The following is a 13,187-nucleotide window of genomic DNA, read 5'->3' on the forward strand; positions in this document are numbered from 1 at the left end:
AGTTGGTCCGTGAACCCTAAAAGTCGAATTCTTCTTCGTCTGACGGTTGAGGTGGGTTACCGTCATAAATCGCATTAATACGCGTCGATTCGTAAGCGGACTTAAGGAACAAATACGGGTCCAGTTGGCGATTAAGTACGTCGTCAGTGCCAAGAAACCGAGCTCGTGTGTCGACAATATCGAGCGCGGCAAGACCCAAGCGAACAGACGTATCGTCCGATAATTCGTTGATGGGGTAGTAACCGAACGTGCCCACTGCGCGAGCAGTGCCGTCGCGAAGATTGCTTGGGCCAAGAAAAGGTATCACAATGTACGGGCCTGGTTTTACGCCCCAGGCGGCTAATGTTTGGCCCAAATCTTCACGACGTGCTTCAACTTCATAACTTGATGCCACGTCAAATAAGCCGAACACGCCAACGGTGCTGTTTACGACAAAGCGATAAGTAGAGTGCAAGGCACCGTCAAATTTGCCTTGCAGAAGATTGTTGATCAGATTTACTGGCTCACGCAGATTCCCGAAAAAATGACTTACGCCTTGCTGAGCTGGCTCTGGTACCACAGTATCGTATACCTTTGCAGTCGGGCGCAATATTGCTCTATCAGCTAAATCATTGAATGCATGGGCTTTGCGATTAAACCCTTCTAAAGGATCAGCACTGACGTGTTTATAAGGGTCATCATTGACCGAAAGTGTAGAGCAGGCGGTTAGGGCAACAAGTGTACCCATCACGACTGGAATCCGTAAGAATGACAAAGATCGTGTATTTAAACGCATGTGATATTCCTTCGCTCGACCAAATTACGAGTATAGCCGCCAAATGTGAAAATCTAGCACGAAAGGCGGCCATCCGTTCGAATTTCTAATGTGAGAGTCAGTGTTTTGCGTCGGACTCAGTTGTTTCGTTGGTTTGCGCTTCTGCTTGCTGGTTGGCCATTGCAGCCTGTTGTTGCTGTTTGGCGTTGTACAGTGCTTCGAAGTTGATAGGCGATAGCAGTAGTTGAGGGAAACCGCCTTTGCCAACCAAATCTGAAACGGCTTCCCGCGCGAACGGTAAAAGGACGTTAGGGCACGCAATTTCGAGTGCAAGCGGCAAATCGGCTTCCGCCAGACCAACGATTTGAAAAATACCGGCTTGGTGTACTTCAACTAGAAACGCTGTTTCACCGCCAATTTTGGAAGTGACCGTTAAGCCGAGCACAACTTCATAAAAATCGTTCTGTTCCAGTGGGTTGGCTTTGATAGTTGCCTCAATTTCCACCTCAGGTTGGGAGGGATCCTTTAAAAATACACCGGGAGAGTTGGGAGATTCCAGTGAGCAATCTTTTAAGTAGATTTTGCGGATATCGAAGGCATTTGCTTTTTGTTCTTCGGCCATGATTGTGTTACTCGCTTATTCGTGATGTATGTATTTTATTTTTTGATACTGGCGATTGGCATGTTTTCTTTGGTCCAAGAAATAATACCGCCCCGCAGTATATGTAGGTTAGTAAAGCCCATTGCAACCAGTTTTTTGGCTGCGGCGGTACTTCGTGACCCCGTTTGACACACTAAAATAGTGGTTTTGTCTTTGTGTTTCATTAACGCTGAATCATCTGCAGATAACGCTTCTAACGGAAAATTAACCGATTTAGGAATATGACCTGCGGCATAATGCTCAGCTTTATTCACATCGATAATGACCGATTTTCCTTTCCGTTGCAGGCTGGGCATTTCGAGCACTGAGATAAAGTTCGCACCTTTAACACCTGCGAGGGTGTAGGAAAAGATCAGTAGGGAGGTGATGGTAAAAAACGCGGCAAACAACCAGATATTTTGATCTACAAATTCGGCAAACATAATGCGTGAGCGCGTACAGAGCGCAAGCTATAATCGAAACAGCAGCGAATTATACAGCACCTGCCTTTTAAAAGAATGCCAGTGATTGGCAAAAACGTATTAATAATCCGGTAACCACTTCTCTTATGTTGTACGTAGCAAGACGTCTAACATTTATACTGGTCTCTTTCGGTTTTGCGCTAACCGCACAGGCGAATGATGAACAGACATACCGCAAGTCAATTGATCGTATTGGCGGGGAAATCAAGCAGATTAGTCGAAACCTGAACGCCAATAAGAAGTTATTAAAGACAGAGCGAGATGAGTTATTGGCCGTCGAGCAAAAGTTGGTAAAGCTGAAAACCCAAATTAACGAGGTAGCGAAAGAGATCACGCGTCGACAGGCTGAAATAGAGAGTCTGGATGAGAAAATAGCCGCAGCACGAGAAGATCAGCAAAATCATCGCGATGTGCTCGCCAAACTCCTACTGTCGCGTTATAAGCAAGGCCGTCGTGACTACGTACAAAAAGTACTAAATCAGGAAAACCCCTATGCGGTTGGTCGGTTAGCCAATTATCACTATTATTTCACTGAAGCGATTCAACAACGTTACTCTGAATTAGAAACATTGATTGGCCAATCGCAAGCGCTGCATACAGAGCACCAAAAAGCACTGTCAGACCTAGTCAGCAAGCGTGAGGAGCAATCACAATTGCAATCGCAATGGCAAACGTCACAACGAGAGAGAGCCGCCACCGTCGAAAAGTTGAATAGAAAAGTAGGTGACTCGACTGAAAAGCTAGTTCAGCTTAAAAAAGATCGTGCCCGTCTAAACAGCTTGTTGACACAAATCGCCAAGCAGGCAGCAGAAATGCGGCGTTTGGACGCAGAGCGGCAAAAACAGGCGGCCGAGCAAGCGCGTCAGCAGGGCAAGCAGGTGACGCGCGTAGAGCGCCCAGCGGTGGATGGCGGATTTTTAAAACAGAGGGGGCGATTAACTTTTCCAGTAAGTGGTGCAGTAAAAACCCGTTTTGGATCACGCTTGCCGGAGTCAGGTATGCGTTCAGATGGTATGTTTTTTAACACACCGGAGCCAAAGCAGGTGCGCTCGATTTTTCGTGGTCGAGTATTGTTTGCTGATTTTCTGAAAGGTTATGGTTTGTTGATGATTGTTGATCATGGTGATCAACATATTAGCCTGTATGGTCATAATGAAGTATTGTACAAACGTGTAGGTGATATGGTGGATACCAACGAAGTTATTGGTAAAACTGGCGTCACGGGTGGCTTGAAGTCACCAGGGTTATACTTTGAAATTCGTAAAAACGCAGACCCGGTTGATCCCGCGGTCTGGTGCCAATAACGTGGTTGATTGGTTACATAAAAATAGCAGAGACGCAGTCTATGAATACTAAAAAAGTCAGTTTGCTCGGTGTGGTTTGTTTGTCTATTTGCAGTACTGTGTTTGCACAACAAACACAGTCCCCAGAGACGGAAAATGCAGCGCAAGTGACCCTCACCTCGCCAGACAATATCGAGACACCGCTGCCGCTTGATCAAATTCGTTCGTTTGCCGACATCTTTACCCGCATTAAGCTTAATTATGTTGAGCCTGTCAGTGACGAGACTCTGCTGCGATACGCTGTCGAAGGCATGTTGAGTGGGTTAGACCCGCACTCAACTTACCTTAAAGATGAAGGATTTGAAGAGCATAATGAGGGAACTCGCGGTGCTTTTAACGGACTGGGTATGGAAGTCATTATGGAGGATGGCTTTGTGAAGGTCGTGGCACCTATCGACGATACGCCGGCCGCGGTGGCTGGAATTAAGACTGGCGACCTTATTATCCGTATCGATGATAAATCTGTTTCAGGTCTTAGCTTGCAGGAAGCAACAGATCGAATGCGCGGTGAGCCGGGCACGAAAATCAAATTAACCGTCGTTCGTGAAGACCAAGTTGAGCCCTTTGATGTCATTCTAGAACGTGCCGTCGTGCGCTTAAGCTCTGTTAAACGTCGTCGCCTCAGTAATGACATCGGCTACCTTCGAGTAACACAGTTTCAAATAGCCACGGCAGAGAATTTTCGGCGCGAACTAAAAATGTTGCGTGATGAGTCGGGATTTAAGGGCTTGATCTTGGACTTACGTAATAACCCGGGTGGTTTACTAACAAGTGCGGTATCGATAGCGGACACAATGTTATCGGGCGGTACCATCGTGACGACTAAATCACGCAGAACTGAGAGTGATCAGGCGTACTCGGCTACACAAACGGATTTACTTGATGGTAAACCAGTGGTGGTGTTGATTAATGCGGGTACCGCCAGTGCGGCTGAAATTGTGGCTGGTGCGCTGCAGGACCATAAGCGTGCGTTAATTGTTGGAACGCGTTCCTTCGGTAAAGGTTCGGTGCAAACAGTGATTAATATCGGTGAAGACGAAGCGATCAAATTGACAACCGCGCGCTATTACACGCCCAACGGTACCTCAATCCAAGCGGAAGGAATCGTGCCAGATGTGGCAGTAGAGTATCGCCAATTCAAAGATGTGAAAGTTGGTGTTAAACGCATTTCTGAAGATGACCTTCCGGGACACCTAGAAAATGATAACCACCGTAAAACGACCACCAGCGCGCTACCAGAATCGGACGAAATTACTGAGATGCTGCAAGCCGATTATCAGCTCAACGAAGCATTTAACTTGATGCAAGGTTTGATCCTTTTTACCAGCCGTTAATCCGCATCAAAGCCCGGTTATAAATTACGTTAACCGGGCATTTAGTGTTTGTGTTAAGGCTGTTTAGGCAATAAGTCTAATAAAGCGGTGACGGTAGCCTCGACACCGCGAGTTACCGCCGGTTTCGGGGTAATCTTGAATAGTGGGCTGTGGTGACTTGGTACTGGAGCCCCGCCAGATTCCACGTCACCAAATTGCGACTCTGGTGTACCACCGACCGTAAAATAGACACTAGGGATATAGGGGTCGGTGGTGAAAAACGGGTAATCTTCTGCACCCATACCCTTATTCGGGCGGTTACTAAGGATGTTCGCTCCCATTTTATCTAACCAAACTTTTCGTAGTCGTTGGGCAAGCTGCGTGTCATTTATGGTTGGCGGGACACTTTCATTTGAAATAATAACTTCTGGCAATTTGTCGTCGGGTAAGCCGGCAACTCGGCCCATATTTTCGGCAATCCGCTGGATGCCATCGAGGAGGGTTTTGCGTGTCTCGAGATTGGTGTTGCGTACCGTTAATTGCAACACTGCTTTGTCGGAAATAATGTTGTGTTTTGTACCAGCATGAAACGACCCGACTGTGACAACACCGGGATCGCGCGGCGGGAGTTCGCGCGACACCAGGGTTTGCAGCGCCAATACGATTTGCGCCCCCAGCACAATGGGGTCTTTACCCGAATGTGGGCTAGCACCATGGGCACCAACGCCATGGATTACTATGTCGACTGTGTCAGCACCGGCATATGGGCTGTCATCGGTAACACCAATTTTACCGGCTTCAACCTGACTAGAAACATGGAATGCCAAACCGAAATCGGGCGTACCAAAGCGTTCATAAAGGTTGTCATCCATCATTGCTTTGGCACCAAGTACGCGTTCTTCAGCGGGCTGTACAATGAGCATCAACGTGCCGGACCAGGTATCTTTTAGCGCTACCATGCGCCGCGCTGTGCCAACCAGACTGGTAATGTGTACATCGTGACCACAGGCGTGCATCACGGGAACAATATTGCCGGTGATCGGATCCTCTTGAGTGGCCTTGGAAGCGTACTCAAGGCCCGACTTCTCCTCCACTGGAAGGCCGTCCATGTCAGCGCGAACGCTGATCAGTGGCCCTTCTCCGTTGCGCAAGACAGCGACGACGCCGGTGCCCCCAACGCCGGACGTTACCTCAAACCCAGCTGCCGCCAACTCGCTTGCCATCCGTGCCGCAGTCTTGTGTTCAACCAGACTGAGTTCAGGATTGGCATGAAAATACCTAAACAGCTTGCCCAAGTGGCGATCGTAATCCAGATCAATAGCATCAGACAGAGGTGATGCGATTGCACAAGTGGTACCCAGTGCACAGGTTAGGGACACGAGGAAGGAAGCGGGTTTGGCGATTGGCATCAGGGGGGTCTCCTTAGCAACTCTGACAGATAATAATTAAGCGTGGAGGTCTGGGATTAAACGACTTTCGACTCGAGCAATGGCATCTTTCAAACGTAGCTTTTGCTTTTTAAGCCGGCCAATTTCCAACTGGTTGGCATGCAGCGTGTCTGCCATGTCCGAAATGGCGAGGTCGAGATCGCGGTGCTGCTGCTTTAGTTCGGCAAGCGCTGTGATTAGAGCTTGTTTTTCGGCTTTATCTAATTGCATTGGAATTGGCAAATGAACAGTCCACACGTGTGTTCAACCATTCTAGCTTATAAACGAATGACAAGAACTCAATTTTGCTGTGCAATCGACGAGCAGATGGTATTCTAGTTATTCAAGCCTTGGGTGATCCGGATCATGACAACTAGAAGCTTTATAGCCTTACCCATCCCGAAACAAACAGCCAATCAGTTAGGCGATGTGGCCGCAAAAATGTCATACCAAGATAAAAGCGGTGCGGTGCGTTGGGTGGATCAGGAAAATTACCATGTCACTTTGGCGTTTCTCGGCGAGCAGGAAGACGCACACCTAGAAGATCTGGCTGAGGCATTGGATAACTCCGTCGAAGAATCCGGATTCATGGGTGTTTTGAGCCACTTGAGCCCATTCCCCGACGCCAGACCGAAAATTGTTGCTGCGATGCTTGAGAAATCTGATCCCGTGAGACGTGTTTATCAACAGGTTATCTCAGCGATTAAGTCGGTCGATATGGAATTTGATAAACGCAAATTTATCCCGCATGTCACATTGGGTCGTTATCGTCATACTAAAAACAGTTATGCTGGTGCTATACCACTGAATGTCTCATTTGAAACCCATTTTGACGAAGTGGTGTTGTATGAGAGTGTTTTGACCAACAGTGGTGCGGAATATGAACCGATCTACCGTTTTCCTCTTGATGAGTTTGAGTTTGCAAGCGGCGAGTTAACGTCTTAATACGGAACTAATCGCTGATGAAATATGATTTGCACTGCCATTCGTATTTTTCGGATGGTGCCCATAGTCCGCTTGAACTGATGCAGATGGCGGGCGAGGCAGAAATAACACACCTTGCTTTGACCGATCACGACACACTCGACGGTCTTGCCGATGCACGTCGAGCAGCGCTCGCGCACGGCGGTATTACGTTGATTAATGGCGTGGAACTCTCTTGCACCTGGGAGAATCAGCTTCTGCACATTGTTGGATTGAATGTTGATCCAGCCAATGCGGTACTGCGCAAGGGAGTTCAGTTGAACCGTCAACGTCGGCTCGAACGCGCTGATGCAATGTACGAAGACTTTAGTCAGCACGATATCGACATAAGGCCGGTAGTAACACGGTTGATCCCAGAACGTTCTGTCCCAACCCGACCACATTTTGCAGACGCGTTGGTGGAAATGGGGCTGGCTAAAAATAAAAAGCAGGCGTTTAAGCGTTATTTGGTGCGTGGTAAGCCAGGCTATATCCCAGTTCAATGGGCCAGTTTGAGTGACATTGGTGAATGGATCACGGCATCAGGTGGTATTGCCGTATTGGCCCACCCAAATCGATACAAATTTACCCGCACAAAGTTATCACGGTTAATCAGTGAAATGCGCGAGTGCGGAATTAACGGCATGGAAGTATCCACCGGTACCACAGATCGACAACAAGCGGCAATGTTGGGTGAATTGGCGAACAAGTTTGGTTTGCTCGCCTCCGTTGGGTCTGATTTTCATGCCATGGATCAACCTTGGGCAAGACTTGGTTGTGCCGAACCGCTATCTAAACAACTGACTCCCGTGTGGACTCAATTCTAATTTTGTAACCAGTAACACCATGTTAGAGAATGACGTATCAGCGCCCGCTATGAACACGACGATCTACCTTAAAGAGTATCAGGTACCTGATTTTCTGATCAGTCAGGTCGATTTGGAGTTTGTATTATCGCCGGATAACACCCGAGTGAAGTCTCGTCTAAAAGTGACACGAAATGGCGCGCACGATCGGGCATTAACGTTGTGCGGTGAGAAATTAACGCTAATTTCTGTTGCCATCAATGACGAGTCAGTGGCTGCGGATGCGTACGAACAAACTGACATGAGCCTGAAGTTACCCGCAGTTCCGAATGAATTCGAACTGGTAATCGAGACCGAGATCGCTCCGCAGCAGAATACGGAGCTGTCCGGCTTGTATCGCTCCAGTGGCAATTATTGCACGCAATGCGAGGCAGAGGGTTTTCGCCGAATTACGTATTTTCTCGATAGACCGGACGTATTAGCAGAGTACCGTGTGCGTATCGTTGCACCGAAAGCGGCGTGCCCCGTTTTGTTATCCAACGGGAATCCGGTCGCTCAAGGCGATGGTCCTGACGGGCTGCATTGGGCACAGTGGCATGATCCACACCCTAAGCCGAGTTACCTTTTCGCTCTGGTAGCTGGTGATTTGCAGTTTATCGAAGATCAGTTCACTACCATGTCGGGTCGTGATGTAGCGCTAAAAATATACACTCAATCAGCCTATATCAATAAATGCGCGCATGCTATGGCGTCGTTAAAGCGTTCAATGGCTTGGGATGAGCGGGTTTATGGCCGCGAATACGATTTAGACATCTACAATATTGTCGCGGTCGACGACTTCAATATGGGTGCCATGGAGAATAAAGGTCTCAATGTGTTTAACACTAAATACGTGTTAGCTGACACTGATACCGCGACGGATGCGGACTATGAGGCTGTTGAAAGTGTCATTGCGCACGAGTATTTTCACAATTGGTCGGGTAATCGCGTCACTTGTCGGGATTGGTTTCAACTCAGTTTAAAAGAGGGTTTTACTGTTTTTCGTGATCAGGAATACAGTGCTGACCTAGGATCTCGAGCGGTTAAACGGATTCAGGACGTACAGGTTTTACGGGCGTTTCAATTTAAGGAAGATTCTGGCCCAATGGCTCACCCAATTCGCCCAGATTCCTATCAAGAGATTAATAACTTTTACACGGCCACGGTGTATCAGAAAGGCGCCGAAGTGATCCGAATGCTGCACCGACTGTTAGGAGCAGATGCGTTTCGACGAGGTACCGATCTGTATTTTGCAGACTTTGATGGTCAAGCGGTGACCACCGAAGATTTTGTGCATGCACTGGAGCGAGCGAGCGGCGTCGATTTAACTCAGTTTCGCCGGTGGTACAGCCAAGCAGGTACACCGATAATCAAGGTAGAACAGCATTTTGGCGACGGTGTGCTGACTTTGAGCCTGCAACAATCTTGTCCGGATACACCAGGACAAACGGATAAATTGCCGTTTCATATGCCGATAGAGGTGGCGCTCTTTTCTCCGGATGGCAAAAAGCTGGTCGCACAGACCTTGTCATTCAATCAAGCCGAACAACAGTTTCGTTTTGATAACTTAGCCTGTAAGCCGGTGGTCTCGGTTTTGCGGTACTTCAGTGCACCAGTCAAACTCGAGTACAAACAGTCGAACGCAGATCGCCTGCACCTAATAAAGTATGAAGACGATGGGTTCGTACGCTGGGAATCCATGCAGCAACTATGTCTGGCAATGATACAGCCAGCGTTAACGACAGGAGAGTTAGATCCGCGAGCCTATCAACGCGTGCGCGATGCATTTGAAGCGTTAATGACTGACCCCAATCCTAGCGACAAAGCGGTGTTGGCTGAAATGCTTACTTTGCCGCCAGCGGCGTATATAGCAGAATTGGCTTCTCGCGTAGACCCTGCTGCGATTTCAGCCGTGCGTGACAGATGTATAGAGCGCTTGGCAAAAGATTTGGAAAAATATTTTCATGCGCTCTACGCAGATAACAATACCGCGCTTGATACCGATGCGCAGAGTTTAGCCGCACGACGCATGCTTAAGAATCGTGCTTTATTCTACTTGGTTGAAACGGGTCAGACCGCGTACTACGCTTTAGCCAGTCACCAGTACCATGCCGCCAGCAACATGACCGATCGATTGGCGGCGTTCACCGCGTTGGTTCAGTCACACTACCCAGATCGCGATGCGTTGATCAGTGATTTCTATGAAACATGGCAGCATGAACCGTTGGTATTAGATAAATGGTTTGCGATACAAGCCATGCGGCCCAGCAGTGAGGCCCTTAGGGAAGTTGAAGACTTATTGCACCATAGTGACTTTACCTTGACCAACCCCAACCGCGTGCGTTCCGTACTGGGAGCCTTCAGTGGCAATCTGGCAGGTTTCCACCGACTCGACGGTAAAGGATATGCTTTGCTGGTCGATTACGTAATCAAACTAGACCAAATCAATCCGCAAATTGCCGCTCGCCTAGTGAGCTCGTTAAACTCATGGCGTCGCTTTACGGAGCCATATGCCAGTCGTATGCGTACCGAGTTAGCGCGGCTCAACATGGTGTCACAGTTGTCATCCGATGTGCGAGAAGTAGTGAGTAAGGCACTCTCAGTCTAATACTAATACGGTATGGATACCGGTAAAACCTAAGCTTAGACAGTGACGTAATTTGTCATGCGGTGTGTAATCGTTTCACAGCGTGGATAATCCATCGCTGCAAAAGTACAGAGAAAACCAGTGTTTATGGTGTTTCTCCAGGTGTTCAAAATTTGTTACTACATGATTTGATGTGCCACGGGTATCAAGTAGGCCAAAAAAAGCTATGATGCATTTGGGTTTACACAGGGTATTTGAATTTAGAGTAGGGGATTAGGCTCACAGAAATCGGTAGCGGTGGCTGTGGGTTTTATAGACTCTATCCAACAACACTGAACTACCCAGGTGTACGCCAATGTTAGAATTTAAACGGACGAGGTGGCTCCCTCGTTTTCTCGTCGACGCAGAAAATAAGTCACATACCCACTGTGTGGGTGCAGTACTTCTGATCCTGCTACTGACGGTTTCATCGCTGACAACTGCGCATGCGCAAACAGGGACTGAGCGCGACAAGTTGACATCAGTCATGAGCGTAATCAACATGTATTTGTTGGATGGCCTTTCAGCCTTTGTGCTCGAATTAGGCAAAATCGAACCGGAATCAGTCACGATCACCTCATCATTTCAAGCCAGTTTTCAAAATACCGGCCAAGATACCGAGTTGTGCTTTGTCGTTTCTGCCCCAGGTTTTTCGATTGGTGATTTATCGATCAGTATAAATGGTGTGGCACAAACAGGCAGCGCGCGCCCCAGAACAGGTGAAAACTGTTACGTCATTCCAGCTGCTCAACAACAAGGCGAAAATATAATCCTGTTCAATGTGGGACCGGGGGTGACGGTAAATTTGAGTCGTGCTGGTATCGACCCTGCAAGTCGGAGTCGACTTGGATTAAACTCGTTAACACGCAGCAGCTGGGACGAGCGCGCGGTACGAAAAGTACTCAAGATTTTTGCATTTGGTGGACACGCGACGGATGCACAGATCCGGGAGTGGTCTTATATGCAGCCGCGGGTAGCAATAGCTGAGATGTTGAACTTCAGTGAACATAACGCCAAGTTGTCGCCGTTGGCACGCGGAGAAAAGTACACAGACACAGCGTTCGCGCACGGCACAATGCGATCGTTCTATGAGTTTATAGCGTCAGAAAGCTCGGATATCCCGATTCCAGTATCTGCACGACAATATTTATCGATCGATGGTTACCGTTTTGACAGCACTTTCGCGCGCATGATCGCGGTGCGGGGTTTGAACCCGTTCCGCCAGCGTATCGGGTTCTGGGAAACTAACTATCATCTAGCGACTAACCTAGACGCGGGTGTGAGTCGCCAACAGATGGTTCAATATTACGATGAGATTATGGCGGCGCATGAAGCGCGACGACCCTACCATGAAATTATGGGTGTGGCAGCTAAATCTGCGGCAGTGGCGATTCAATACGGCCACTACCGAAATCGTTGGCGCACCTCAAACGGGGAGAGCTACTGTGACTGCAACGACGATTTTGCACGAGAAATCCACCAGTTGTTCTACGGTATTTTTGGCGCCAACGACCCCAATCATGAGGATGGGACGATCCGCGAAACAGCCAAAATGTTGACCGATATGGATGTGCCGTACATCGAAGACTTTGGGCGCGATATTCACGTAGACTTCGATACGCGATATCACCATACCAATAGTTTGACGATCCTTGGGCAAACCATTTCGGGTGCCAATGCTAGTGCCAAAATTGATAACTTAATGCCGATATCGATAATGCACCCAGAGAGCTTGCGTAACCTGCCGGTCATGATTATCTCTACCTTAGCAGATGACAATCTAAACGAATCGCGGCGCAATCAATTACGGGCTGCCTGGGCGGCATTGGGTACGAACAAAGACTTTCTGACGTTCATTCATGCTTACGCGACGTCTGAATTGTTTCATGGTCCTAATCAACTCAAGTATTTGACCAGTTTTGAGCGTGCCTTCTACATGGCGAACAAGTTTAACATCGATAACATCGAGGCTTATTTGAGCAATGATTGGGTCGACGGTCGTGCTGGGAGAGAGGTAGACGCGGTAATGGAGGGCGACAATGCCAGTGAGATCTTTAGACCATTGCACAATGTATTTGGCGGACAAAACTCGACTGAGGCTTCTGATTCAGCGGTGGCATTTGAGAAAAATTATAATCGTAGCGCTACGCAGGAATCTTGGGAGTTCGAACGGGAATTACCGGTCGACTGCGGTACTTGCGATCTTGGACAACCTTGGGTGAAGGATTGGACCAAGGTGATACCCTCAGTGAATGGCGGCTACACAGCCGATTACGTCGCCGAATGGCTGTGGCGTCACGTGGTTGGTAACTTTGTGAATTACACTTCGCTAGAGCGAGCGCATTTAGTCGCGATTTTGGGTGCCCGACGTTTACCGCGTGCAGATGGGACTGAATACAGTTGGCAACAAAGTAATCGAAATACGTATTTCGATATAAACCATCTATTGTGCATTCGAGAAGATCGTAGAGCGGTGAACCTGTCTAACAACAGCCTAGCTGATCTTATGCACTTTGATAGCTGGAACAACTATTGCGCACATGGTGATGATGGTGAAGCTGACTACACAGAGGTCGAAGAGGGCGCGTTTAATTTTAGCTTCAACGGTCAGCAACTCGACTCAAGTAACACTGATCCATTCCCGTATCTACGAGGACTCGTTGAAGAACTTGCAGTGAGCCCCGTTATGCTTAACTCGAACGACCCGATTACACGACGACGTGCTAATGAGCACTTACAAGCGGCGATAGCCTTTATCTTTGCGACCCCGTACGTGTTCGCGGAAGGAGAATAA

At 48.2% G+C, this 13,187-nt stretch carries 11 protein-coding genes; 6 read left to right on the forward strand and 5 right to left on the reverse strand.

The window, feature by feature from the left end:
• Window positions 1-16 precede the first annotated feature (16 nt).
• From IE055_RS12750 to IE055_RS12760, 3 genes are all read right to left on the reverse strand, one after another.
• Complete coding sequence (locus tag IE055_RS12750) at window positions 17-775, reverse strand: MlaA family lipoprotein (RefSeq protein WP_189401788.1); 759 nt, start codon at window positions 773-775, stop codon at window positions 17-19.
• A 97-nt stretch (window positions 776-872) separates the two neighbouring features.
• Complete coding sequence (gene secB, locus IE055_RS12755) at window positions 873-1,376, reverse strand: protein-export chaperone SecB (RefSeq protein ID WP_189401791.1); 504 nt, start codon at window positions 1,374-1,376, stop codon at window positions 873-875.
• Window positions 1,377-1,411: 35 nt separating this feature from the next.
• On the reverse strand, window positions 1,412-1,837 hold the full coding sequence (locus tag IE055_RS12760; protein WP_189401794.1) for a rhodanese-like domain-containing protein: 426 nt from the start codon (window positions 1,835-1,837) through the stop codon (window positions 1,412-1,414).
• Window positions 1,838-1,962: 125 nt separating this feature from the next.
• Between IE055_RS12760 and IE055_RS12765 the strand changes: the two genes are divergently transcribed.
• Together IE055_RS12765 and IE055_RS12770 are read left to right on the forward strand one after the other, a co-directional pair.
• The gene (locus tag IE055_RS12765) at window positions 1,963-3,180 is read left to right on the forward strand and encodes a murein hydrolase activator EnvC family protein (RefSeq protein ID WP_189401797.1); all 1,218 of its coding nucleotides are present in this window, start codon (window positions 1,963-1,965) and stop codon (window positions 3,178-3,180) included.
• Between the two features lie 41 nt (window positions 3,181-3,221).
• Complete coding sequence (locus IE055_RS12770; RefSeq protein ID WP_189401799.1) at window positions 3,222-4,553, forward strand: S41 family peptidase; 1,332 nt, start codon at window positions 3,222-3,224, stop codon at window positions 4,551-4,553.
• A 53-nt stretch (window positions 4,554-4,606) separates the two neighbouring features.
• Here IE055_RS12770 and IE055_RS12775 read toward each other — a convergent pair whose 3' ends face one another.
• Together IE055_RS12775 and IE055_RS12780 are read right to left on the reverse strand one after the other, a co-directional pair.
• Window positions 4,607-5,941 (reverse strand): amidohydrolase, encoded by a 1,335-nt coding sequence (locus IE055_RS12775; RefSeq protein ID WP_189401802.1) that lies wholly within the window; start codon window positions 5,939-5,941, stop codon window positions 4,607-4,609.
• Between the two features lie 36 nt (window positions 5,942-5,977).
• The gene (locus tag IE055_RS12780) at window positions 5,978-6,190 is read right to left on the reverse strand and encodes a YdcH family protein (RefSeq protein WP_189401804.1); all 213 of its coding nucleotides are present in this window, start codon (window positions 6,188-6,190) and stop codon (window positions 5,978-5,980) included.
• A 135-nt stretch (window positions 6,191-6,325) separates the two neighbouring features.
• Between IE055_RS12780 and thpR the strand changes: the two genes are divergently transcribed.
• The 4 genes from thpR (at window position 6,326) to IE055_RS12800 (ending at window position 13,187) form a co-directional block, all read left to right on the forward strand.
• Window positions 6,326-6,904, forward strand: coding sequence for an RNA 2',3'-cyclic phosphodiesterase (thpR, locus tag IE055_RS12785; RefSeq protein ID WP_189401807.1), 579 nt, complete (start codon window positions 6,326-6,328; stop codon window positions 6,902-6,904).
• Between the two features lie 17 nt (window positions 6,905-6,921).
• Window positions 6,922-7,749 (forward strand): PHP domain-containing protein, encoded by an 828-nt coding sequence (locus tag IE055_RS12790; RefSeq protein ID WP_189401810.1) that lies wholly within the window; start codon window positions 6,922-6,924, stop codon window positions 7,747-7,749.
• A gap of 19 nt (window positions 7,750-7,768) precedes the next feature.
• On the forward strand, window positions 7,769-10,375 hold the full coding sequence (pepN, locus tag IE055_RS12795) for an aminopeptidase N (RefSeq protein ID WP_189401813.1): 2,607 nt from the start codon (window positions 7,769-7,771) through the stop codon (window positions 10,373-10,375).
• A gap of 505 nt (window positions 10,376-10,880) precedes the next feature.
• Window positions 10,881-13,187 carry a DUF1800 family protein gene (locus IE055_RS12800; RefSeq protein ID WP_189401816.1) on the forward strand — a complete coding sequence of 769 codons (2,307 nt, stop codon included), beginning with the start codon at window positions 10,881-10,883 and terminating at the stop codon, window positions 13,185-13,187.

The organism is Arenicella chitinivorans (assembly GCF_014651515.1).
Lineage (GTDB): Bacteria > Pseudomonadota > Gammaproteobacteria > Arenicellales > Arenicellaceae > Arenicella > Arenicella chitinivorans.

Excerpts from the sequence above, each read along its gene's own strand:
- secB (WP_189401791.1), bottom strand. The coding sequence starts at position 1,376 with ATGGCCGAAGAACAAAAAGCAAATGCCTTCGATATCCGCAAAATCTAC.
- pepN (WP_189401813.1), top strand. The coding sequence starts at position 7,769 with ATGTTAGAGAATGACGTATCAGCGCCCGCTATGAACACGACGATCTAC.
- IE055_RS12760 (WP_189401794.1), bottom strand. The coding sequence starts at position 1,837 with ATGTTTGCCGAATTTGTAGATCAAAATATCTGGTTGTTTGCCGCGTTT.
- thpR (WP_189401807.1), top strand. The coding sequence starts at position 6,326 with ATGACAACTAGAAGCTTTATAGCCTTACCCATCCCGAAACAAACAGCC.
- IE055_RS12770 (WP_189401799.1), top strand. The coding sequence starts at position 3,222 with ATGAATACTAAAAAAGTCAGTTTGCTCGGTGTGGTTTGTTTGTCTATT.
- IE055_RS12775 (WP_189401802.1), bottom strand. The coding sequence starts at position 5,941 with ATGCCAATCGCCAAACCCGCTTCCTTCCTCGTGTCCCTAACCTGTGCA.
- IE055_RS12780 (WP_189401804.1), bottom strand. The coding sequence starts at position 6,190 with ATGCAATTAGATAAAGCCGAAAAACAAGCTCTAATCACAGCGCTTGCC.
- IE055_RS12790 (WP_189401810.1), top strand. The coding sequence starts at position 6,922 with ATGAAATATGATTTGCACTGCCATTCGTATTTTTCGGATGGTGCCCAT.
- IE055_RS12765 (WP_189401797.1), top strand. The coding sequence starts at position 1,963 with ATGTTGTACGTAGCAAGACGTCTAACATTTATACTGGTCTCTTTCGGT.
- IE055_RS12800 (WP_189401816.1), top strand. The coding sequence starts at position 10,881 with ATGAGCGTAATCAACATGTATTTGTTGGATGGCCTTTCAGCCTTTGTG.
- IE055_RS12750 (WP_189401788.1), bottom strand. The coding sequence starts at position 775 with ATGCGTTTAAATACACGATCTTTGTCATTCTTACGGATTCCAGTCGTG.